Annotated in this window: 17 protein-coding genes and 1 pseudogene (1 of these 18 only partly in view); 5 read left to right on the top strand and 13 right to left on the bottom strand. The window is 63.5% G+C overall.

Features of this window, described 5'->3' with window-relative positions; all coding sequences use genetic code 11:
- Positions 1–1,937 carry the 3' portion of a M23 family metallopeptidase gene (locus tag X773_RS46375; protein WP_023675161.1) on the top strand. Its footprint begins 22 nt before the window's first position, so 1,937 of the gene's 1,959 nt are visible here — the last part of the coding sequence; its start codon lies beyond the left edge, outside the window; the stop codon is at positions 1,935–1,937.
- Between the two features lie 17 nt (positions 1,938–1,954).
- On the opposite strand, the gene X773_RS46370 is transcribed toward X773_RS46375, so the two are convergent.
- Entirely contained in the window at positions 1,955–3,520 is a 1,566-nt protein-coding gene (locus tag X773_RS46370) for an MFS transporter (RefSeq protein WP_023675160.1), read from the bottom strand.
- A gap of 168 nt (positions 3,521–3,688) precedes the next feature.
- Here X773_RS46370 and X773_RS46365 point away from each other — a divergent pair, with 168 nt between their 5' ends.
- A complete protein-coding gene (locus X773_RS46365) occupies positions 3,689–4,321 on the top strand; it encodes a TMEM175 family protein (RefSeq protein WP_023675159.1) in 633 nt (210 codons plus the stop codon).
- Positions 4,322–4,342: 21 nt separating this feature from the next.
- On the opposite strand, the gene X773_RS46360 is transcribed toward X773_RS46365, so the two are convergent.
- The 9 genes from X773_RS46360 to X773_RS46320 all read right to left on the bottom strand — a co-directional run bounded on the left by X773_RS46360 (position 4,343) and on the right by X773_RS46320 (position 17,063).
- Positions 4,343–5,824, bottom strand: a complete 1,482-nt coding sequence (locus X773_RS46360) for a L,D-transpeptidase family protein (RefSeq protein ID WP_023675158.1) — start codon at positions 5,822–5,824, stop codon at positions 4,343–4,345.
- 238 nt (positions 5,825–6,062) lie between these two features.
- Positions 6,063–6,428, bottom strand: coding sequence for an MmcQ/YjbR family DNA-binding protein (locus X773_RS46355; protein ID WP_023675157.1), 366 nt, complete (start codon positions 6,426–6,428; stop codon positions 6,063–6,065).
- A gap of 147 nt (positions 6,429–6,575) precedes the next feature.
- Positions 6,576–9,182: an ATP-dependent chaperone ClpB gene (gene clpB / locus X773_RS46350; RefSeq protein WP_023675156.1), complete on the bottom strand. Its 2,607-nt coding sequence runs from the start codon at positions 9,180–9,182 to the stop codon at positions 6,576–6,578.
- Positions 9,183–9,416: 234 nt separating this feature from the next.
- Positions 9,417–10,325: a DUF4167 domain-containing protein gene (locus X773_RS46345; protein ID WP_036238178.1), complete on the bottom strand. Its 909-nt coding sequence runs from the start codon at positions 10,323–10,325 to the stop codon at positions 9,417–9,419.
- A gap of 331 nt (positions 10,326–10,656) precedes the next feature.
- Entirely contained in the window at positions 10,657–11,535 is an 879-nt protein-coding gene (gene prmC, locus X773_RS46340; protein WP_023675154.1) for a peptide chain release factor N(5)-glutamine methyltransferase, read from the bottom strand.
- Positions 11,528–12,607: a peptide chain release factor 1 gene (gene prfA, locus X773_RS46335; protein WP_023675153.1), complete on the bottom strand. Its 1,080-nt coding sequence runs from the start codon at positions 12,605–12,607 to the stop codon at positions 11,528–11,530. Before prfA ends, prmC begins: the two co-directional genes overlap by 8 nt.
- A gap of 8 nt (positions 12,608–12,615) precedes the next feature.
- Positions 12,616–14,859 (bottom strand): phosphoenolpyruvate--protein phosphotransferase, encoded by a 2,244-nt coding sequence (gene ptsP / locus X773_RS46330; RefSeq protein ID WP_023675152.1) that lies wholly within the window; start codon positions 14,857–14,859, stop codon positions 12,616–12,618.
- Positions 14,860–15,041: 182 nt separating this feature from the next.
- A complete protein-coding gene (locus X773_RS46325) occupies positions 15,042–16,295 on the bottom strand; it encodes an aspartate kinase (protein WP_023675151.1) in 1,254 nt (417 codons plus the stop codon).
- A gap of 198 nt (positions 16,296–16,493) precedes the next feature.
- A complete protein-coding gene (locus tag X773_RS46320) occupies positions 16,494–17,063 on the bottom strand; it encodes a putative glycolipid-binding domain-containing protein (RefSeq protein WP_023675150.1) in 570 nt (189 codons plus the stop codon).
- A 214-nt stretch (positions 17,064–17,277) separates the two neighbouring features.
- On the opposite strand from X773_RS46320, the gene ubiG reads away from it, so the two are divergent.
- Positions 17,278–18,027, top strand: a complete 750-nt coding sequence (gene ubiG, locus X773_RS46315) for a bifunctional 2-polyprenyl-6-hydroxyphenol methylase/3-demethylubiquinol 3-O-methyltransferase UbiG (RefSeq protein ID WP_023675148.1) — start codon at positions 17,278–17,280, stop codon at positions 18,025–18,027.
- Positions 18,028–18,046: 19 nt separating this feature from the next.
- On the opposite strand, the gene X773_RS46310 is transcribed toward ubiG, so the two are convergent.
- Positions 18,047–18,937 carry a DMT family transporter gene (locus X773_RS46310; protein ID WP_023675147.1) on the bottom strand — a complete coding sequence of 297 codons (891 nt, stop codon included), beginning with the start codon at positions 18,935–18,937 and terminating at the stop codon, positions 18,047–18,049.
- A gap of 101 nt (positions 18,938–19,038) precedes the next feature.
- Here X773_RS46310 and X773_RS46305 point away from each other — a divergent pair, with 101 nt between their 5' ends.
- A complete protein-coding gene (locus tag X773_RS46305; RefSeq protein ID WP_023675146.1) occupies positions 19,039–19,524 on the top strand; it encodes a MarR family transcriptional regulator in 486 nt (161 codons plus the stop codon).
- 69 nt (positions 19,525–19,593) lie between these two features.
- The gene (locus tag X773_RS46300; protein WP_023675145.1) at positions 19,594–21,087 is read left to right on the top strand and encodes an FAD-dependent monooxygenase; all 1,494 of its coding nucleotides are present in this window, start codon (positions 19,594–19,596) and stop codon (positions 21,085–21,087) included.
- A gap of 62 nt (positions 21,088–21,149) precedes the next feature.
- On the opposite strand, the gene X773_RS46295 is transcribed toward X773_RS46300, so the two are convergent.
- Both X773_RS46295 and X773_RS46290 read right to left on the bottom strand, forming a co-directional pair.
- Entirely contained in the window at positions 21,150–21,803 is a 654-nt protein-coding gene (locus X773_RS46295; protein ID WP_023675144.1) for a hypothetical protein, read from the bottom strand.
- Between the two features lie 9 nt (positions 21,804–21,812).
- A pseudogene (locus X773_RS46290) lies at positions 21,813–22,500 on the bottom strand (helix-turn-helix domain-containing protein); the annotation flags it as partial.

The following is a 22,500-nucleotide window of genomic DNA, read 5'->3' as shown; positions in this document are numbered from 1 at the left end:
TAGCCGACCTCGGCAACGAGCCGCCGCTGATCGCGGACGGCCGCAGCGGCCCTCCCGACCGGCGCGAGGTTTCGGCGCGCTGGCTGTCGGGCACCTTCCTTACCGGCGTGACCTCGAGCGTGCTGATGGGCGTGGCGCTGTTTGCAGCGCTTGACGGCCGCCAGCAGTTGGCGACGCCACCCGAGATCGCCGAACTGATCAGCCTTGCCAGTGGCGACGATTCCGGTGAGACCGCCAAGACGACACGGCTGGTCGCGCTGCGCCAGATCGCCAAGGCCAAGGATCGCCGGCGCATGGAAGTGTCGATGGTGACCAAGGTTGGCGACCGCGACGTCATCCACACCATGCCTTTCGTGCAGATCAAGATGGCGCTTGCCGCCGGTCACACGACCAGCCGTTCCTATCCGCCTTTCGACCCGATGCAGGTGTTTGGCAATGGCGACGACAATGCCGCCCAGCCGGCAGCCGCCACCGCCAGCCAGATCTATGGCGCCAAGGTCGAAAGCGAGATGAGCCTGAAGACCGTCGATTTCCCGATCGAGACGGCGGCCTTCGACGAAAAGAGCGACCTTTCGGCCGACGAGGTGGAAAAGGTGGTGCACGAGGCCGGCACCGATCTGAGCGACGGCGCCGTCCAGGTCGCGTCGCTGCACTATGTCGACCCACAGCGGTTCGGTGACGGCTTCGCCGAGAGCATGGCCGGCTCCTATGACGTCAAGATCGTCCCGGAAAACGTCTCGGTGTCGCCGCGTGCCGCGGTCGACGATCAGGCGCCGGCCTTCGCCGAGGAAATCATCCCCTTCACCAAGGATCTCGACATTGCCGAGGCCTTCGCCGATTCGGGCTATACCGGTGACGACGCAACCGGGATGGCCGAGGCGATCGCCAAATTGCTGAATGCCACGGCCCTCAAGGCAGGAACCGTGCTGCGCGTTGGGCTCGAGGTCCATGGCGACGCCGCCAAGATCGTTCGCACCAGCGTGTACGACAGGACCCAGCACATCGTCACCATCGCGCTCGACGACCACGACCAGTACGTGCCGGCGCAGGAGCCGGAGCCAAATCCCGAATTGCTGACGGCGTTCGACGATTCGCCTGCGCCCATAGTGCGCGGCAATCTGCCGAACATCTATGACGGCATCTACCGCACCGCCTATTCCTACGGCATGTCCAAGGCGATGACGCAACGGCTGATCAAGTTGCTGGCATCCGGTGTCGACTTTCAGTCGCGCCTCAATCCCACGGACCGCATCGAGGTGCTGTTCTCGCAGCCCGATGGCGACGACCAGGCGTCTGACGAATCCGAGCTGCTTTACGTCTCCGCGACTTTCGGCGGCACGACACGAAATTTCTATCGTTTCCAGATGCAGGACGGCAGCACCGACTACTTCGACGAAAACGGCAGCAGCGCCGAGCAGTTTCTGCTGCGCAATCCCTTGCCCAATGGCCGGTTTACGTCCGGGTTCGGTGCCAGGCGTCACCCCATTTTGGGGTATGTGAAAATGCACACCGGCACCGACTGGGCAGCTCCCGTGGGATCGCCGATCATTGCCGCGGGCAACGGCGTCGTCGAAAAGGCCGGCTGGGCCGGCGGCTATGGCAAGCAGATCATCTTGCGTCACGCCAATGGCTACGAGACGTCCTACAATCACCAGAGCGCCTTTGCCAAAGGCATCGAGCCGGGTGTTCGCGTTCGCCAGGGTCAGGTTATCGGCTATCTCGGCTCAACCGGCCTCTCCACCGGTCCGCATCTTCATTACGAACTGATCGTCAACGGCACAAAGGTCGATTCGATGCGCGTCCGCCTACCGGTCGGTAAGACGCTGAAGGGCGACGACCTCGTCGCCTTCAAGCGCGAGCGCGAACGCATCGACGACCTGCTCAAGCAGGAAGACAGCAATCAGTTGAAGGTCGCGAGCGCCAAGATCGAAGGCTGAGCCGACGTTTTTCGTCGTCAGCCCTGCTGATTCGCCGTGTCGCGCGCCCATGGCAGCCGCTCGCCGGAAACCGTCGTCCACGCGGTGATTGCCGAAAACAGGCAAAGCAGCGCGGTCACCGCGGCAACGGCGGCGAATGCCGCGTCGCTGGCGGCAAGTCGTGCCGTATCGAGGCCGGGCGCCAGGCCGGCTGGCGGCGGTTCGCCGAAACCCGGAATGCCGGAGCCGGCAGCGGTGCCGAGCACGCCAGCATAGACCCAGGCCGCCAGCGATCCCATCGCCGCCACGGCAATCAGGCCGCCGATGCGCGAGACGGCGTTGTTGATGCCCGAGGCCGCACCCGTATCCTTGTCCTCGACCGCCGTCATGACGGCGGTCGACAGCGGCGATACCACCAGCGCCATGCCGAACCCCATCAGAGCCATCAGCGGGAATACCCCGATCCAGAAATTGTGGATGCCCCAATAGGCCAGCAGGGCAAGTCCGGCAAAGGCAAGAGCCACAACCAGACTGCCGCTGGCGATCGGAAAGCGAGGCCCGATGCGGTCGGACCACTGGCCGACCGGTCCGGACAACACTGCGATTAATGCCGAAAGCGGCAGGAAGATGAAACCGACCTCGGCCGCGCTCAGCCCCCATCCGGCGATCATGAGCATCGGCAGATAGAACAGATTGGCCGACAGCGCGAAATAAAGGAAGAAGGTCGCCACATTGGCGCCCGCGAACGCGCCGATTCGAAACAACGACAGCTCGATCATCGGCTCGCGCCGCCGGCGCTCGAAGACGATGAACACGACGAGCAAAACCGCACCGGCGGCAATACTCGGGCCGGACATCAGCCCCTCCCCGTCGCCGCTCATCGAGGTCAGACCGTAAGCGAGAGCTCCGAACGCCAATATGGCGAGTGCAGCGCCGCCGAGATCGAGGCCGCGCTTTTCCGCCGGCGCGTCGGCAGGGACCTTGGCCAGCAGAAGATAGACCGAGATAAGGCCGAGCGGCAGATTGATGGCGAAGATCGCCCGCCAGATGCCGTCGCCGAACGCCGACAGCACGAAGCCGCCCAGCACCGGGCCGAGCGCCGTCGTCAGTGCTGATGCTGCGGCCCAGATGCCGATCGCCCGGCCGCGTTCCTTTTTCGGATAGGCTTTGGCGATAATGGCCAGGCTGCCCGGCACCATGATGGCCGCTCCGACACCCTGGATAGCCCGAAACGCAATAAGCACCGTCGGGTTAGGCGCCAGCGCGCAGGCAAGCGAGGCGGCAATGAACAGGACGATGCCGGCGACGAAGGAGTGGCGCAGGCCGAAGCGATCGCCGGCGGCGCCGCCGACGAGAATGAGGGCTGAGAGTGTCAATGCGTAGGCATTGGAAATCCATTGTGCCTCGGCGAGGCTGGCGCCGAGGTCGACGCGGATCGCCGGCGTCGCAATGGCCAGGACCGACCCGTCGATGAAGCCGAGCGCAGAAGCCAGGATCGCGGCGATCAGCACGAACCGCCGCTGCGCCTGCGGACAGAACGTATCGGCGGGAAGTGAGCCGGTCAGGGGAACGGCGCCGGTACCGACTTTGGTTGGCGTGTGCATGCCGCCTTACCTAGATCGCCGGCGCGCCGGCGACAACCGGCCAGCACGCTGTTCTCGTTGAAACCAGGCCCAACCTGGCCACACAGGCAGGATCACGCCGCTCAGGGTGCAAACGGCAAGTGCCGTGCTAAGCTTCTCGCAGCGCTACAGGCAAGGGGGAAATACCGCATGAAACGACCGCTCGAACCCTCGGCGGAAGGACGCGGGCGCGTCGTCGGCATCACCGACGGCGTGTTCGCCATCGCGCTCACCCTGATCGTTCTCGAGATCAGGGTGCCGGCGCATGAAACGGTGCATTCCGAACGCGAGTTGATCACAGCGATCACAGCACTGGCGCCGCGCTTCCTGACCTATGCGCTCAGCTTCCTGACGCTGACCATCTTCTGGTTCGGCCAGCAGGCGCAACACGGGCTGATTGCAAAATCCGACCGGCGGCTTGCCACGCTGAACCTCTGTTTCCTCGGCTTCATCGCCTTGCTGCCGTTCTCGACCGACCTTCTCGCCGACTTCCTCGAATTCAGGACTGCGGTGCTCGTGTACTGGTTCAATCTTTTGATGCTCGGACTGACGCTGCTCGCCAGTTGGCGCTACGCGGACAAAAACGGATTTCTGGCCGAAGGTGTCGACGCGGAGACCACCCGAACGGTCTATCTGCGCATCGTCAAGGCACAGATCCTGTGGGCCGTCGGCGCTGCACTCTGCCTGATCAGCCCGTTGCTCAGCGTCGGCTTCATCCTGGTGGTGCAGCTGATCTATGCCGCAGCGCTGCGCGCGCCACTGCTGCGCAAGGTCATCGGGTGATTCGGGCGAAGGCGTTGCGCTTTAGTCGACGAACTCCACGATAACGCCGGGCGTCACGATCTTGGCAAGCTCGCGCGCGTCCCAATTGGTCAGCCGCACGCAGCCATGGCTTTCGGTCTTGCCGATCTTGGACGGATCCGGCGTGCCGTGAATGCCGTAGGTCGGCTTGTCCAGCGCAATCCAGACCGAGCCGACCGGGCCGTTCGGCCCCGGCGGGATGGTCAGGATCCTGTCGTTTTCGCCCTGCTTGAAATTGATGTTCGGGTTGTAGGTGTAGTTCGGGTCCAATGCGACACGCGACACCGCATGCGTGCCGGACGGCGACGGCGTGTCGGACGAGCCGATAGTCGCCGGATAGGCTGCGACCAGCTTGCCCGCAGCATCATAGGCGCGGACCTGCTTATTGGACTTGTCGGCGATGATGCGCGCCACCGGCGTCGCCACCAGCCTGCCGAAATTGGCGACCTTGATGATGGTGCCCGGACGATTGAAATTGGCGTCCGGATTGAACTTGTTCAGATAGGTTTCATCCATATGGAAGCGCTCGGCCAGCGCTTCGGGTACCGACGTGTAGCCCATCCGATCGAGCTGGGCCTTTTGGCTGTAGTCCTCCGGTATCGAGGCGACATAGGGGCCGGCCGCATCCTCGGGCGTGATCGTGTAGGAGGCGAAGGCATCGCCGCCGGATTGCGCCAGGGCCGCCTGGATACCGACCGCGTCGGTCGATTTCAGATTGCTGCCGGTGATTTCGTTATAGGCGGCGAGTGCCTTGTCGACATTCGAGCCGAAGCGTCCGTCGATGACGCCGGGCGATGCACCGGCACGGTCGAGCAGCACCTGCAGTGCCGCCACGTCCTCGCGGGCGCCGAGCGCAAGCGACGGGTCGACCGCCGTCTTGCCGCCAGTGCTTGGCGGCGGGGCTGTGTCTGGCGGTAAGGCCGCCTGCTCGTTCGGCACCGTCGGCTCGACCGGCTCGATCGAGGCCTCGTTGAGCGGCTGGCGCTCGATGGTGCGCGGCTTTACCGGCTGCGCTGCCTCCGGATAACCGTTGCCGTAGCCGTCATCCCGTGGCGCTTCGGGGAAGGCTTCCACCGAATTGTCGCCATAGGGGTCGTACTCGTCAGCCGGCGGTATGATGACCCTGCCCTCGTCTTCCATCTGCCTGCGGCGGAACCGCGCCGTGTCCTCAGGGTCGTCGAGATAATAGGGGTCGTCCTCGACCGGTCCCAGGTTGCGCAAGCGCTCGCGGCGCAAGGCGCGGCGGTCGAGCCTGGTCTGCGGCGGCTGGATGGCGATGACCTTGCCGGTCTCCGCATCGACGATGACGCGGTTTCCCCTGGCATCGTAGTAGATATCGAGATTGCCGTTCTGGGCGACAAGAATGCCGCCGCCATTGGCGGCACGAACCACCCGTGGCGCGGTATCCACTATTGGCGAGGCCATCGCATTCGACGCCAGCAGCCCGGCAGCAAGCGCTGAAAGGGTGAAGATGGTGCGCAACATGATGGCCAAATTCTCCGGTCCGTAATTGCCGCCGCCGGCATTGTCTCTTCAAAGCGCCGCGCGTCTTTTTCGACGCGCAAAGGACGCTCTAACGCTTTAAATCTCCGAATCGTGCTTTGCGAAAATCAAAACTCGATTTCGGGCCGATGTGGTAGGCGAACCCCCTCGCCAGCAAATCAGTTGCCAACGATAAGGTTCCAATATGAACCGGGCATGAAGATGGCGGATTTCTGACCGATTAACCGGCAGCGAGTCCCAATTCCTTGCGCGCCTTCTTCGTCAGCTTCAGCACGACAAGACGGTGGCTTTCGCGCAGGTAATCCTTCAGCGCGCCATCATCCATGCTTTCGCCGGTCTGGCGCTGGATCCATTTCATGCCGCGTGAGGCAAGATAGGGCGCGGGCCGAAGGCCCGGCTGCTCCCTCAGCACGTCATAGGCGATGTCGGAGCATTTGAAGGTAACGAACGGCTCCTTGCCCTCACTCCAGCCGCCGATCGCGAAGACCTTGCCGCCGACCTTCCAGACATGGGCGCCGCCCCACTGCACGACATGGGTCGCCGAAGGCAGCGAGGCGCAGAAGCTGTTATAGTCGTCCAGCGTCATCTGCGCCCCGCCAGTGATGTTGGACCATGAACCGAAGGCCGGCGTAACAAAAGGGTATGCCGGTTTTTCGGAAAGGATCATGGTCGAGATTGAAGATAGGAATTCCATCCCGATTCGATCGGGATGGAACAGGCTCTTGGCTTGAGCTCAGGCGGCCGCTTCGGTTGCCACGACTGCCGGCTTCGAGCGGAAGTTCAAGCGGTCGGACCCAGCGGTGACCTTGACGGTTGAGCCGTCGAGGATCTCGCCGAGCAGGATCTTTTCCGCCAGGGGGTCCTGCAATTCCTTCTGCATCACCCGCTTCAGCGGCCGCGCGCCATAGGCCGGGTCGTAACCCTTGGCCGCTAGCCAGTCGATCGCCTCCTGATCGAGCGAAAGCGATATCTTGCGGTCAACAAGCAGGTTTTCCAGCCGCTTGAGCTGGATTTGGACGATCTGGCCCATATCCTGGCGGCGCAGCCGGTGGAACAGGATCACCTCGTCGATGCGGTTGAGGAATTCCGGCCGGAACGAAGCCCTGACGACATTCATCACCTCGTCGCGCACGACGTCGACATCCTGGTCCTCGCCGAGATTGACCAGATATTCGCCGCCGAGATTGGACGTCATGATGATCAGCGTGTTGCGGAAGTCGACCGTGCGGCCCTGCCCGTCGGTCAGCCGGCCGTCGTCCAGCACCTGCAGCAGCACGTTGAAGACATCCGGATGTGCCTTCTCGATCTCGTCGAACAGCACGACCTGATAGGGCCGGCGCCGTATCGCTTCGGTCAGCGCGCCGCCTTCCTCGTAGCCGACATAGCCGGGAGGCGCGCCGATCAGCCGGGCGACCGAATGCTTCTCCATGAACTCCGACATGTCGATGCGCACCATCGCGCTCTCGTCGTCGAAGAGGAAGCTGGCCAGGGCCTTGGTCAGCTCGGTCTTGCCGACACCCGTCGGCCCGAGGAACATGAACGAGCCGAGCGGCCGGTTCGGGTCCTGCAGGCCGGCGCGCGCACGGCGCACCGCTTTTGACACCGCCTGCACCGCCTCGCCCTGGCCGACGACGCGCTTGCCGACCTCGTCTTCCATGCGCAACAGCTTATCGCGCTCGCCTTCCAGCATCTTGTCGACCGGGATCCCCGTCCAGCGCGAGACGATATGGGCGACGTGATCGGGACCGACCACTTCCTCGACCATGCCGGCCTTGCCATCCCTGGCTTCAGCCTGCTTCAGCTGCTTTTCGAGTTCCGGGATCTTGCCATAAGCAAGTTCGCCGGCGCGCTGGAATTCGCCCTTGCGCTGGGCAATGGCAAGTTCGTTGCGGGCTTCGTCGAGCTGCTTCTTGAGGTCGGCGGCAAGCCCGAGCTTCTGCTTCTCGGCCTGCCATTTCGAGGTCAGCTCGGCCGATTCCTCCTCGAGGTTCGAGAGTTCCTTCTCGAGCCGGGCGAGCCGGTCTTTCGAGGCATCGTCCTTCTCGACCTTGAGCGCCTCGCGCTCGATCTTGAGCTGCATGATGCGGCGGTCGATCTCGTCCAGCGCCTCGGGCTTCGAATCGACCTGCATGCGGAGCCGCGAGGCGGCCTCGTCGACGAGATCGATCGCCTTGTCCGGCAGGAAGCGGTCGGCGATGTAGCGGTTGGACAGGGTTGCGGCCGCGACCAGTGCCGAATCCGAGATGCGCACCTTGTGGTGCTGCTCGTATTTCTCTTTCAGGCCGCGCAGGATCGAGACGGTGTCTTCGACCGTCGGCTCATTGACGAAGACCGGCTGGAAGCGGCGGGCAAGGGCCGCATCCTTCTCGACATGCTTGCGGTATTCGTCGAGCGTGGTTGCGCCGACACAATGCAGTTCGCCGCGGGCGAGCGCCGGCTTCAGCAGGTTCGACGCGTCCATGGCGCCATCCGCCTTGCCGGCACCGACAAGCGTGTGCATCTCGTCGATGAACAGAATGATGCCGCCGGCGGCAGACGTGACTTCGGAAAGCACCGCCTTCAGCCGCTCCTCGAACTCGCCGCGGTATTTGGCGCCGGCGATCAGCGACCCCATGTCGAGCGCCATCAGCTGCTTGTCCTTGAGCGATTCCGGCACATTGCCATTGACGATGCGCAGCGCCAGCCCTTCGGCGATCGCCGTCTTGCCGACGCCGGGTTCGCCAATCAGCACTGGGTTGTTCTTGGTGCGGCGCGACAGCACCTGGATGGTGCGGCGGATTTCGTCGTCGCGGCCGATGACCGGATCGAGCTTGCCCGCGCGGGCGTCCGCCGTCAGGTCGCGCGCGTATTTCTTCAGCGCGTCGTAGCCCTGCTCGGCGCTCGCCGAATCGGCAGTGCGACCTTTGCGTACGTCGTTGATGACCTGGTTCAGCGCCTGCGGCGTGACACCCGCCTTGGACAGGATGTCGGCGGTCTTGGCCGATTTTTCCATGGCCAGCGCCTGCAATAGCCGTTCGACGGTAACGAAGCTGTCACTGGCCTTCTTGGCCAGTTCCTCGGCGGTCGAAAACACCTTTGCCAGCGGCTGCGCCAGATAGAGCTGGCCATTGCCGCCCTCGACCTTGGGCATTGACTCCAGTGCCGTTTCGACGCCGAGCTTGACGTCACGGACATTGCCGCCGGCGCGCTCGATCAGCGACGCAGCCAGGCCCTCGTCGTCATCGACAAGGACCTTGAGGATATGCTCGGGGGTGAATTGCTGGTGGCTGCGGGAGAGCGCCATGGTTTGCGCGGACTGGATAAAGCCGCGCACGCGCTCGGAATATTTTTCAAGATTCATGCCTGTCTCCTTCCGTCACCGGCCCGCTTCGCGGCACCGGATCAGATTGCGGTGACGGACCCGCCCGTTCGAGCCGGATCCTGTTCACGCAAGATATGGGACGCAAACCACGGACCCTCAAGACTCGACACTGGCGAACGCATAATATTCCGAGCGCGCAAACAAAAACGGCGGAGATTTCTCTCCGCCGCCTAGGGTAAACGATGCGCTAAGATCGCCTGAACGTTTCTTCGATCAATTCTCGACGTCGGCAATAATAGGTTGACCGCCGGCGTCTTCAGCCGGCGCTGCATCGACCTTGCCAGTCTCGGCACTGTCAGGGACGGCATTGTCGTTGCCGCCATTTGCCTGTTCGACATCGAGCCGCGGACGGCGCGGACGCCTGGGGCGGCGTGCCGGGCTGTTTTCGGCCGCGGCTTCGTTGAGCTCGGCCTGGGCGGCGAGACCCGCCGGCGAAAGGTTTTCGAATTGCGGTGCGGGCTCGCTCACAACGACCGGCTCAGCGGCCGGTACGGGCTCCGCCTGCGCCGGCGTCTCGTCGCGCCGTGGCTGTTCGACGCGCTGTCCACCCTGCTGCTCGCCGCGCGCGCCATACTCGCCGCGCTGGCCGTAACCGCCATTGGGGCGACGGTCGCGGTGGCGTCCGCCATTGTTGTCGCGTCCGTCACGGTTATCGCGGCCGCCCCGATTGTCGCGGCTGTTTTCCTGGTTCAGAGCCAGCTCGGCCGGCGTGCCATCGATGACCGGCTGCGGGCCGGCCCCGTGATTGACCGCCGAACCCGACGTCTCGTTGGCATTGTTGTTGCCGGCATTGTCGAACTCGTCGCGATCCTCGTCGCCGTCATCGTCGAAATCGTCGCGATTCTGTTGGGCGTTCTGGATCGGCATCTGCGCCTGAGCGGCTGCGATGATGCGGTTATAGTGCTCTGCATGCTGGAGATAGTTTTCCGCCATCACCCGGTCGCCGGAGCTTTGCGCGTCACGGGCAAGGGTTGCGTACTTCTCGGCAATCTGCTGAGCCGATCCGCGGATCTTCACGTCCGGGCCGTTGCTCTCATAGTTACGCGTCAGGGGATTCGGCCCCTTACGATTGTTGTTGTTATTGTTGTTGCCGCCGCCGCCACTGTTGTTGCGACCGCGCATGCGCCTGTTTTGCTGTTGTGGCCTCATTAGACTCTCTTCACTTTGAAATTTTCGAAAAACTCTTCACGAACGGAGGCGCTCATGCGGCCAGCCGTTTCGTTCCTTCACCGGCGTTCGCCCGCATCAATTGCGTTGGCGCCACGTGCCATCCTGTTCCGGTTACTTCACTTGCCGGACGATTCCCGCACGAAGCTTGGGCGTCGTTTGCGCAAGAAGGCAGCTATTTCCAAGGAAAACCGAATCGCTAAGAGCACTGCCTGCTTCGTCTCATCCGGTTAACGCGACCCTAGCCGCATTCCCCGGTATTGCCAAGCGCTTTTTTCGCACTGCATCACGGCTTCCACCGTTCGAACACAAGAACTCTGTCGTTTCCGCCGAGATCACGAAACACCCCGACCGAACGGTACCCGGCCGCGGAGAATATCTCCGTAACCTGTTGGTGCTGCGTATGGCCGATCTCGACCGCAATCCTGCCTTGGAGTTCCAAATACGCTGCCGCTCCCGCGGCGATCTTCCTGTAGGGGCTCAGACCGTCCACGCCGCCATCGAGGGCCTGGCGTGGATCGAAACCGCGGACCTCGTCCTGCAGATTTCCAATGTCGTCTGAGGGTATATAGGGAGGGTTTGCGACAATTACATGGTACCGGCCAGAAACTTTTTCAAACCAGTCGGATTTGAGCGCCGTGAACCGGCCGGCGAGCCCCAATTCCCCGGCATTGCGCATGGCTGTGGCCAGCGCCTCCTGCGAAATATCGACGCCGGTGGCGGTCGCGGCCGGAACGGCGCTGAGCAGCGCCAGCGCGATGGCACCGGTACCGGTCCCTAGATCGAGGATGCGGCAGCCGCCCTCGCGTGCCGCCATTGCCTTGACGAAGGGCAGTATAGCCTCGACCAGCGTTTCGGTATCCGGCCGCGGCTCCAGCGTTTGCGGCGAAAGCGAAAGGCGCAAGCCGTAGAATTCGCGATAGCCAAGGATCCGGTGTACCGGCTCGCCGGCGATGCGCCGCCGCAAGGCGGCTTCGATTACCGCCGTCACGTCCGCATCGACAGCGCGCCCGGGATCGGCGATGGCCTGCGTGCGACTGGTGCCGGAAAAATGCTCGACGATCAGCCTGGCATCGAGCGCCGGATCCGCGATCCCGGCTGCGGTGAGCCGGTTTCGCGCCTCCCGCAGCAGCGGCGCCAGCGTGGCGGGCAGGCTGTCAGCCATCGACGCCGATATCGGCGAGCAGCTTCGACTGGTGATCGGCTATCAGCGCGTCGATGACCTCGTCGAGTTCGCCCATCATCACCCGGTCGAGCTTATAGAGCGTCAGGTTGATGCGATGATCGGTGACGCGACCCTGCGGAAAATTATAGGTGCGGATGCGTTCCGAGCGGTCGCCCGAGCCGACCTGCGACTTGCGCGATTCGGAACGTTCCTCGTCCGCCTTGCTGCGCTCGAGGTCGTAGAGCCTGGCGCGCAGGATCTGCATGGCCTTCGCCCGGTTCTGGTGCTGCGACTTTTCCGCCTGCACCACCATGATGCCGGTCGGAAGATGGGTGATGCGCACGGCCGAATCGGTGGTGTTGACGTGCTGGCCGCCGGAACCCGAGGCGCGCATCGTGTCGATGCGGATGTCATCGGCCCTGATGTCGATGTCGACTTCTTCGGCTTCCGGCAGCACCGCGACCGTCGCCGCCGAGGTATGAATGCGTCCGCCCGCCTCGGTCGTCGGCACGCGCTGCACCCGGTGCACGCCGGATTCGAACTTCAGATGGGCAAAGACGCCCTTGCCCGAAACGGTGGCGATGATTTCCTTGTAGCCGCCGACCTCACCCTCGCTGGCGGAGACCGTCTCGAAACGCCAGCCATGCGCCGCGGCATAGCGCTCGTACATGCGAAACAGGTCGCCGGCGAAAAGCGCCGCCTCGTCGCCGCCGGTGCCGGCGCGGATCTCGAGGATGGCATTCTTGTCGTCGGCGGCATCCTTGGGCAACAGCAGGATCTGGATGTCCTTCTGCAGCGCCTCGATGCGATGCTTGACCTCCGGCAGGTCGGCCTCGGCCAAGGCGCGCATCTCGGCGTCGGTGCCCTTGTCGGCGAGCATCGCCTCCAGATCGCCCTGTTCGTGCTCCGCGGCGCGCAGTGCCCTGATCTTTGCCACCATCTCCTGGATATCGGCATATTCGGAGGCCATCCTGACATAGGCGTCCGGCGCTGGCCCGGCCGACATCTGCGCCTCGAGCATGTCGAAACGCTTGACGACTTGATCCATTCGGTCGCGGGGCAGGTTGATCATGGCGAAGTCTATAGCGGTATAGAGCGATCGTCGGCAAAGGCTTGCAGCAGCGCCCGCATCGGCAGGCCATGCGCCGGCGCCATCAGATTGTCGTCGAAGAACGCTTCCAGTTCGCTGAGCGGCAGTTCCGTCAGCATCGCCTTGACCGGGCCGATCGATGCCGGCGACATCGAGATCGAGCGGTAGCCAAGGCCGATCAGCGCCATCGCCGAAATCGGCTTGCCGGCCAGTTCGCCGCACAGGGTCACCGGCGTATGGTTGCGCGCCCCGGCATCGGCAATTTGCCTCAAAACACGCAGGAACGGCGTCGACAGCGGGTCGAAGCGGTCGGACAATTGGGTATTGCCACGGTCCACCGCCATGACGAACTGGAACAGGTCGTTCGAGCCGACCGAGACGAAATCGACCGCCTTCATCAACTCGTCGAGCTGGAACAGCAGCGACGGCACCTCCAGCATCGCCCCCACCTTAAGGCTGGTCGGCAAATGATGGGCAAAGCGCGACAAATGCCGGACCTCGCGATCGATGATCTCGCGCGCCTGCGCGATCTCACCGAGTTCCGTCACCATTGGCAGCATCAGCTTCAGTTCGCGCCCGCCGCACGCCTTGAGCAGCGCGCGGATCTGGGTGCGCAGCAGGCCAGGCCGGTCGAGCGTCAGGCGGATGGCGCGCCAGCCGAGCGCCGGGTTCTCCTCCTGGATCGAGCCCTTGAAATAGGGCAGCACCTTGTCGCCGCCAATATCGATGGTGCGGAACGTCACCGGCTTNTACAAGCGCTCCTGGGCTTCCGCGCGCGGAAAGGTCGAGGCGACCATGAATTGCAGCTCGGTGCGGAACAGGCCGATGCCGGCCGCGCCCGCTTCGGCCAGTTGCGGCAGGTCGACCGCCAGCCCGGCATTCATCAGAAGATCGACCTGGACACCGTCCTTGGTCACCGATGGCTTCTTGCGCAGCTCGCGGTAGACCTCCTGCCGCCGCGCCCGGAAACGCACTTTCTCGGCATAGGCCGCCTCGAGGTCGGGCTGCGGGCGCAGATGGATCGCGCCTTCCTCGCCGTCGACGATGATGGCATCGCCGTTTTCCGCCATGGAAACGGCGCCCTTCATCTGGCCGGCGACCGGTATGCCCATGGCCCGCGCCACGATGACGACATGGCTGGTCGCGGCGCCGTCCTCCAGCACCAGCCCGCGCAGCTTGTCCCTGGGATAATCGAGCAGCTCCGCAGCACCCATGGAGCGGGCGACGATGATGGCGTCCTTGGGCAGCGAGGCCGCGACGTCCTCCGGTCCGCGCCCCATCAGCTGCCGCAGCAGCCGATTGGCGAGATCGTCGAAATCGCTCATCCGTTCGCGCAGATACGGATCGGTCATGTGCAGCATGCGGGCACGCATGTCGCTCTGCACCTTTTCGACCGCCGCTTCGGCCGTCAGGCCGTTGCGGATCGCCTCCTCGAGCCGGCGCACCCAGCCGCGGTCGTTGGCGAACATGCGATAGGCTTCGAGCACCTGGCGATGCTCGCCCTCGAAGGCGACATCGCGGCGCTCCAGCATGTCGTCGATGGAGAGCCGGAGCGAGCCGAGCGACGCGTCGAGCCGCCTGACCTCTTCCTCGCTGTCCTCGTTGAAAAGATTGGTGACGACGATGCGCGGCTCGTGCAGCACCACATGGCCGAGACCGACGCCTTCATTGAAGGACAGGCCGGTAAAGCTTACCGGGCGGCGCAGATCGAGCTCGAGGCCGGGCCTTGTCAGCCGCTCCAGATCACCGGTGGCGATCATCTCGGCGATCACCATCGCCGTTGTTTCCAGCGCCTCGACCTCGTCGTCGCGATAATGGCGCATGGTCTTGTTCTGCACGACCAGGACGCCGAGTGTCCGCCCTGCCCGCAGCACCGGCACGCCGAGGAAGGAATTATAGATTTCTTCCCCTGTCTCCGGCAGGTAGGCGAAGGCAGGATGCTCCTGTGCATTGGAGAGGTTGAGCGGCCGCGCCGAGGCCGCGATCGTGCCGACCAGGCCTTGGCCCAGCCTGAGCTGCGCCAAGTGGACGGCGTTCGGGTTCAGGCCTTCGGTGGCGTAGAGTTCGAGCACCGAATCGGCGCGCAGCACATAGAGCGAGCAGACCTCGGCAACCATGTTGGAGGCGATGTCGCGCACGATTCGGTCAAGCCGCTCCTGCGGCTCCAGCGGCTCTTGCATGAGCTCGCGGAGCCGTTTCAGCAAAACGCGCGGGCCACTGGCCGAATCACGCATCGCGGCTTCTTCCTCCAATAGCATTTCAACCGGTGCAGGTTGCCCTGCACAGCGGCACAAACGCAACAACTCAATTAGAGCGCCATCGTCCAATTGGACGCATAAAGACCGCTCCAAGATTTTCGATCCGCTGCATCCTGCCTTCCGAAAATCGATTCCGATTTTCGGGCCGATGCAGTCTGCTACTGCTTATCCAGACCGTACACGGAATGCAAAGTGCGAACTGCTAGTTCCGTATAGGGACCGTCGATCAGGATCGAAATCTTGATTTCGGACGTTGTGATGGCGCGGATGTTGATCGCGCGGTCGGCCAGCGCCTTGAAGGCGGTAGCGGCGACGCCGGCATGGCTGCGCATGCCGATGCCGATGACCGAGACCTTCGACATGCCGGCTTCCGACTGCACCACATCGTAGCCGATCGTCGCCTTCAGCCGCTCGAGCACGGCAAGCGCCTTGTCGACGTCGCCGGACGGCACGGTGAAGGTCATGTCGGTGAACTTGCCGTCCTCGGAAATGTTCTGGACGATCATGTCGACATTGATGTTGGCCTCGGCCAGCGGCCCGAAAATGCCGGCGGCGACGCCCGGCCGGTCGCCGACACGGCGCAGCGAAATCTGCGCTTCGTCCTTGGCATAGGCAATTCCGGTGACGACCTGCTGTTCCACGATCTCTTCCTCGTCGCAAATAAGCGTTCCCGGCGGATTGAGCAAATCCCCCATTCCGGGTGCATCGGGATCGTCGAAGGACGACCGCACGAAAGTACGCACCCTGTGCACCATGGCAAGCTCGACCGAGCGCACCTGCAGGACCTTGGCGCCTAGCGAGGCCATTTCGAGCATTTCCTCGAACGAAATCTTGGCCAGCCGCCGCGCCTTCGGCTCGATGCGCGGATCGGTCGTATAGACCCCGTCGACATCGGTGTAGATATCGCAGCGGTCGGCCTTGACCGCTGCCGCGACGGCGACAGCGCTGGTATCGGAACCGCCGCGGCCGAGCGTTGCGATCCGGTTGTCCGGCCCGATGCCTTGGAAACCGGCGACCACCGCCACCTGGCCTTCGCCGAAGCGCTTGATCAGGAATCCGCCGTCGATATCGAGAATGCGCGCCGCGCCATGCGCGTTGTCGGTCTTGATCGGGATCTGCCAGCCTTGCCAGGAGCGGGCATGCACGCCGATATTCTGCAGCGCGATCGCCAGCAAGCCGGCAGTGACCTGCTCGCCCGACGCGACCACGGCGTCATATTCACGCGCATCGTGCATCGGCGAGGCCTCTCGCGTCCATTGCACGAGCTCGTTGGTCTTGCCGGCCATCGCCGAGACCACGACGGCGACCTCATGGCCGGCGCCGACCTCGCGTTTGACATGACGCGCCACATTGCGGATGCGGGCGATGTCGGCGACGGAGGTTCCGCCGAATTTCATCACGATGCGCGCCATAGAAGCGAAATGCCTTTGACTGGATGCCGGACCGGAGGGCGAAAAGCGGAAAATGCGCCAAGCTGTGGCCGGGCGCTCAATGCGCGGCCTCCTTAGCCAAATGATAGCGGTTTCGCAAGGCGTGCCGCCGCTGCCGGCCGGGCGACACACCAGCGCAGCATCGCGCCTGCACTGCTTCTTGCCAAAATGGTGCTCGCTTCAGCCCAGCTGTGCCGTGGCTCTCCACAGGCGCGGATAGTCGAGGACGAAACCGAGCGGCGAGACCTCCAGTGTCTCGTGGTAGCCGAACATCGGGGCGGCATAGGCGTAATGTGCAGCATCGACGCGCTGATAGGTTTGCTCGAGGCGAACGAGCCTGAGTTCGGGAAATGTCAGATAGGCTGCCGGCGCGGGCGTCGCCATACCGACATCGAGGGCAAAACGACGAAGCGCCAAAAGGTTTGTGGCGGGCGTGAAGCCGAGATCGACATCGATGAGACCGTCGACTTCCGCTTGATGCTCGCCGTTCAGCGTCCATTGGCGCTCGGTCAGCCGGTCGATCCTGTAATGCAGCTCTTGCGTGCCGAGAAAGCCGTCGGCGCGCGCCGATCGTGTATGCCAATCGGCGTCGCAGTCCGCCTCGTAGGCGATGCTGCACGGCTCGCCGTCCTGGACGAAAAGCGCCTGTCCCCTGAGGTTCCACCGAGAGCCCGATTCCGACAGAAGGCAAGCGTCGTGGCCTTCCTGGTCAAGCCGGCGCCAAAGAATGGAAGCAACCGCTCGCATCATTGCGCACTCCTCCGAACCCGATGTCTCTGCTTCGTCCGCCAAAGCCTAGGCGTTTCCTTCCGGCACACCATCAACTGACACGTGCTGACACAAATGCAGCCGGCAAAAGGCGGCGCCGGAAGGCATCGCGCGCATCGCACCGCCGGCGGTGAATTTCGCGCCTTGACATTCGCAGCCTCGCGCCCGACTTCCTAGCGTCCGAGGAGACCACGCCATGCCAGAGCCCCGACGATCGACGATCGATGCCGGAGAGGTGGAACGCTTTTCCGCCCTTGCCGCCGAATGGTGGAACCCGAACGGCAAGTTCCGCCCGTTGCACAAGTTCAACCCGATCCGGCTTGCCTATATCCGCGATCAGGTGGCGGCCCGCTTCGGCCGCGATCCGCGTGCGGCACGGCCGTTCGAAGGCCTGCGCTTCCTTGACATCGGCTGCGGCGGCGGGCTTTTGTGCGAGCCGATGGCGCGGCTTGGCGCCGAAGTGGTCGGCGCCGATGCCTCCGCCACCAACATCGAAGTGGCCAAGCTGCATGCGGCGGAAGTCGGCGTGAGCGTGGATTATCGCGCCACGACCGCGGAAGACCTTGCCGATGCCGGCGAAAAATTCGACGTCATCCTCAACATGGAAGTGGTCGAGCATGTCGCCAATGTCGATCTGTTCCTGGCCAAATGCGGCGAGATGGTCAAGCCTGGCGGCATCATGTTCGTCGCCACCATCAACCGCACGCTGAAGGCCCTGGGCCTGGCCATCATCGGCGCCGAATATGTGCTGCGTTGGCTGCCACGCGGCACCCACCAGTTCGGCAAGCTGGTGCGCCCCGAGGAACTGGAAAAGGCGCTTGCCGGCGCCGGCCTGACCGTCATCGACCGCACCGGCGTCACCTACAACCCGCTCGCCGACCGCTGGCAGCGCTCGAAGGACATGGACGTCAACTACATGGTGCTGGCGGAGAAGGCATCCGTCTGAAGCTTACGCCTTCTGGCCCCTATGGCCTCTGGCTTTGCGCCTTGGTGGTGATGAACACGCCGGCGCTGATGGTGACGGCACCGGCCCAGGTCAGCAGTTGATAGCGCTCGCCGAGGAAGAGGGTCCCGGCAAACAGCCCGACCGCCGCCGCGACGTAGCCGATCTGGCTGAGATAGACCGGGCCGCCGACCGCTTGCAGGCGGAAGAAGAAGGCGAACATCGCCGAGGCTGATGCCACCTGTGCCGCAGCGACCAGCGGCACGCCGCCGAGCGAGCCGAATGCATTGCCGCCAAGCAGGACCAGAATGCCGGCAACCAGCATCAAGGCTGCTGCCAGATGGCTGCCGACGGCGAGCTCGATCGGGCCGGTGCCTTCGGGCCAGTCGACGGTACGGTAAATGTTGCCGGCGGCGAGGCTGACCGGGATGAGCAGGCCCATCGCAACCCAGAAAAATTCGGCCGGCTGGCCCGCTTCGCCGCGCGTCACCGCCACCATGACTGCGCCGACGAAACCGACGACTATGCCGACGATGCCCAGCATGGTCGGGCGCCTGACGCCGAGCAGCATCGAGAACACCAGCGTGACGACCGGCGACAGCGTGAACATGATGCCGCTGTAGCCGGCGCCCAGATGCGGAATGGCTGAAAACATCAGCAGATTGGGGATTGCATATGAGACGGCCGCGGTGACGAAGAAATAGCGCAGCCTGTGCGGCGTAAGCCGCATGCGCTTCCCGTTGAGCAGCAATGCGCACAAAAGCACGCCGCCGGCACCAAGCGAGATGACGAAGGCCCAGACCATGGCGGCCACGCCGGCCGCCGTCGCGATCTTGCCGAACGGCAGCGTCAGGCCGAGCAGTCCACCGGTGACAACCAGAAGGCCAAGCGCCGAGTCCCAGAGAAATTTCATCGCACCGTCCCGTCGCCCGTTCGCGGCACTTGGCCAATATCGCAAGCTGAGGTAAGATAAGGTAAAGATTCTTCACGTCAAGATACATAACGGTGAGAGACATGGATCGCGCAGCAAAAGCGATCGGGCAATGGAAAAAGGAACGGCCGGATCTCGATGTCTCGCCGATGGCGGTGCTCGGACGGTTGAATGAGGCCGCCTCGCTGATCGCACGAGAGCGGCTGGCGCCGCTGTTTGCAAGTTACGGGCTGCAATCCGGAGAATTCGATGTGCTGGCGACGCTGCGTCGTTCCGGGCCGCCATACGCGCTGACGCCGACGGCTCTCTACGAGGCGACGATGGTGACGTCGGGCGCGATGACCAACCGCCTCGATCGGCTCGAGAAATCCGGCCTGATCAAGCGCGGGCCGCACCCCGACGATCGCCGCGGCATTGTCGTGCAGCTGACAAAAAAGGGTCTGGCGTTGATTGACGAGGCGGTTACCGCTCACGTCGCCAACGAGCACCAGATACTTTCTGGGTTAGTACGCCCGGAGCAGATCATGCTCGCTCGCCTGCTCGAAAAATTGATAGCGAGCCTGAACTAACCCAAACGGCAACCACTGGGACTCTGCGATCATTGCATTGGGAGTCGTAACTGCCAGAGGAGTTTGCCGATGACAGAACATGCAGTCGTGATTGCCGGAGGAGGTCCGACGGGCCTAACCCTGGCAGGCGAGTTGGCGTTGGCAGGCATCGACGTAGCCATTGTCGAACGCCGCCCGAACCAAGAGCTTGCCGGTTCGCGTGCTGGAGGTCTGAGTTCACGCACTCTCGAAGTTTTCGATCAGCGCGGCATCGCGGACCGGTTCCTCGCCGAAGGACAAATAGCCCAAGTCACGGGATTCGCGGCGATGCGTTTAGACATCAGCGATTTTCCGACCCGCCACAACTACGGGCTGGCGCTGAGACAGAAACACATTGAGCGCATTCTCGCTGGATGGGTCAGCGAGCTGGCAGTGCCGATCTATCGCGCCCGTGAATTAACGTGTTTCGTGCAGGACGACGCCGGCGTCACCATCGAACTGTCCGATGGTGCGTCGCTGCGGGCAAGCTATCTCGTCGGGTGTGATGGAGGGCGCAGTCTGGTCCGCAAAGCTGCTGGCATTGAGTTTCGAGGATGGGATGCGACGACCAGCAGCATCCTCGCCGAGGCCGAGATGGCGGAGGAGCCGCCACTGGGCATTCATCGCACCGCACTTGGCATCCATGCCTTCGGCAGGGAAGAGTACGAAATTCGTGACGGCAAGGTCGTCTTTGCCGATAAAGGTCCCATAGGCGTCATGGTCACTGAAAAGAATGTCGGCGCCACGACCGAGCCCACGCTGCGCGATCTCCGCGAAGCGCTCGTCGCCGCATGCGGAACAGATTACGGAATCCATAGCCCAACCTGGATTTCCAGGTTCACGGACATGTCGCGGCAGGCGGCGGCTTACCGCAAGGGCCGGGTTCTCCTAGCGGGCGATGCCGCCCATGTGCATTCCCCGGTGGGCGGACAAGGCCTCAATATCGGTGTGCAGGATGCGGTGAACCTCGGTTGGAAGTTGGCCCAAGTGGTGAAAGGAACATCGCCTGAACGCTTGCTCGACACTTATCACATCGAGCGGCATCCGGTTGCGGCCCGCGTGTTGCGTACGACAATGGCACAGGTCGCATTGCAACGTACTGATGATCGCACTGAAGCCTTGCGTGAAATCGTATCAGAGCTCCTTGGGATGGAGGAGCCTCGCAAACGGATCGCTGCCGAGATGTCCGGACTTGGTATCCATTACGACCTCGGCCAGGGGCATCCGCTGGTCGGCCGCCGCATTCCTGACCTCGACCTGGCCACGCCTGATGGTCCCATGCGCGTATTTGCGCTCCTCCAAAAAGCGCGGCCAGTGCTCTTGAATCTCGACGCGCCGGGCAGCCTCGACATCAAGCCGTGGTCAGACCGCATTAAGTTGGTTTACGCCAAATGGGACGATCCATGGGAGTTGCCTGCGCTAGGTTTGGTCTCCGCTCCAACCGCAGTTTTAATCCGACCCGATGGATATGTTGCTTGGGTAGGCGACAGGACGCAGGATGGTCTTCAAGACGCGATGAACACCTGGTTCGGACCACCGGGCTAAAAACCGCAAAAACCAGTTAGCTCGAATGGTCCCGAAATCAAACGGCTACGGAGGGCAAAAACTCAGATTCTGGTCGCCGAGCCTCGTTTGGGCCGGCGAACAGCTCTGATCTTGCCGCTGTTTCCGCCGCCACAGAAAAACTGGTCGCCGCCATCGGATTCGAGCCCCGACACGCCTGTTCCCGGCGGCATATCGAGCTTCTCAAGGACCTTTCCCGTTTCAGGATCGATCCGTCTGACATCGCTCTCCTCGCCCTCCCAGGTGCCATGCCACAGCTCGCCGTCGACCCAGCTGACGCCGGTGACGACGCGGTTGGAAACGATGGTGCGAAGGATTGCCCCTGTCTCGGGATCGACCTGATGAATCTTTCGGCCCCGATGCTGCCCGACCCAGAGTGTTCCTTCGGCCCAGGCGAGCCCGGAATCACCGCCATTGCCGGGCGCCGGGATCGTCGCCAGGACGTGGCCATTCTTCGGATCGATCTTCTGGATACGATCCTCGGCGATCTGATAGAGATGCTGGCCGTCGAAGGCCGTTCCGGCGTGTGCCGCGACATCGATCGAGCGCACCACTTTGCCGCTTGCCGGATCGAAGGCGTTCAATCTGTCGCCTGAGGCAAACCAGACATGCTCACCGTCGAAGGTAACGCCGTCTACGTGGTCGACACCCGGAAAGGGTCCATATTCTCGAAGGATTTCGGCTGCGGATCGTTCCATGATTCCATCCTAGTAGCCCGGCAGTGGGCCGGGGAGTAACAAGATTGTCGGGAAACCCGTCAGCGGTGGGGTCATCCAGCGACGCGCCCGTCCGCGGCCGAACGACTGCACCTTGCCGGCCAGGGCGAGTTGCTCGAGCGCTCGCTGCACGGTACGCGAACTGGCTCCCAGCACAATCGACAGGGCCGAACTCGACCAAGACTCGCCGTCGGCGAGAAAGGCGAGCACGGCGGCATGCTCTTCTTCGACGGGTGGCGCCAGCACGACGACCTCACCTGCGCGGCGCGGGGCCAGCGCAAAGCCCCGCTTCGTCGCGCTCACATCCGCCAAACTCCGAAGCTCCGCGCGAAGCCGCCCGACTTCGACCCGTAACCGTGCGCGATGTGATTCGTCCGCGTCCTTTCCGCGGAAAGCGCGCGCAATAAGCATACTTCTTGCCACGTCAGCCGGCCAGGCTTCGGCCAGCGCGCGGGCCAGCGCGAACAGCACCGGGCGGGTCGCCAGCGAGACGACGTTGTCTGCGACCCGCACGACATTGCGGCATGCATCCACCACGAGCGCCCCCGACGCCAGGAGCGCTTCGACTTCATCGAGCAGGAGGGGCCGTTCCCCGCCACGCGCGACAAGGCGTGCGGCCGGCGTGTCCAGCACCAGCGATGCGCTCTCCACCTCCGCGATCAGCGCGGGGATGCCGGAC

This window comes from Mesorhizobium sp. LSJC280B00 (assembly GCF_000502835.1).
In the GTDB taxonomy this organism is placed as follows: Bacteria; Pseudomonadota; Alphaproteobacteria; order Rhizobiales; family Rhizobiaceae; genus Mesorhizobium.
Note: the sequence above shows the minus strand (reverse complement) of the source record. Positions and strands in the feature narration are given on the sequence as shown.

Bases quoted from the DNA above. Each gene is read 5' to 3' on its own strand.
- X773_RS46370 (WP_023675160.1), bottom strand. From the start codon at position 3,520: ATGCACACGCCAACCAAAGTCGGTACCGGCGCCGTTCCCCTGACCGGC.
- X773_RS46365 (WP_023675159.1), top strand. From the start codon at position 3,689: ATGAAACGACCGCTCGAACCCTCGGCGGAAGGACGCGGGCGCGTCGTC.
- X773_RS46360 (WP_023675158.1), bottom strand. From the start codon at position 5,824: ATGTTGCGCACCATCTTCACCCTTTCAGCGCTTGCTGCCGGGCTGCTG.
- X773_RS46355 (WP_023675157.1), bottom strand. From the start codon at position 6,428: ATGACGCTGGACGACTATAACAGCTTCTGCGCCTCGCTGCCTTCGGCG.
- clpB (WP_023675156.1), bottom strand. From the start codon at position 9,182: ATGAATCTTGAAAAATATTCCGAGCGCGTGCGCGGCTTTATCCAGTCC.
- X773_RS46345 (WP_036238178.1), bottom strand. From the start codon at position 10,325: ATGCGCGGTCGCAACAACAGTGGCGGCGGCGGCAACAACAATAACAAC.
- prmC (WP_023675154.1), bottom strand. From the start codon at position 11,535: ATGGCTGACAGCCTGCCCGCCACGCTGGCGCCGCTGCTGCGGGAGGCG.
- prfA (WP_023675153.1), bottom strand. From the start codon at position 12,607: ATGATCAACCTGCCCCGCGACCGAATGGATCAAGTCGTCAAGCGTTTC.
- X773_RS46325 (WP_023675151.1), bottom strand. From the start codon at position 16,295: ATGGCGCGCATCGTGATGAAATTCGGCGGAACCTCCGTCGCCGACATC.
- X773_RS46320 (WP_023675150.1), bottom strand. From the start codon at position 17,063: ATGATGCGAGCGGTTGCTTCCATTCTTTGGCGCCGGCTTGACCAGGAA.
- ubiG (WP_023675148.1), top strand. From the start codon at position 17,278: ATGCCAGAGCCCCGACGATCGACGATCGATGCCGGAGAGGTGGAACGC.
- X773_RS46310 (WP_023675147.1), bottom strand. From the start codon at position 18,937: ATGAAATTTCTCTGGGACTCGGCGCTTGGCCTTCTGGTTGTCACCGGT.
- X773_RS46305 (WP_023675146.1), top strand. From the start codon at position 19,039: ATGGATCGCGCAGCAAAAGCGATCGGGCAATGGAAAAAGGAACGGCCG.
- X773_RS46300 (WP_023675145.1), top strand. From the start codon at position 19,594: ATGACAGAACATGCAGTCGTGATTGCCGGAGGAGGTCCGACGGGCCTA.
- X773_RS46295 (WP_023675144.1), bottom strand. From the start codon at position 21,803: ATGGAACGATCCGCAGCCGAAATCCTTCGAGAATATGGACCCTTTCCG.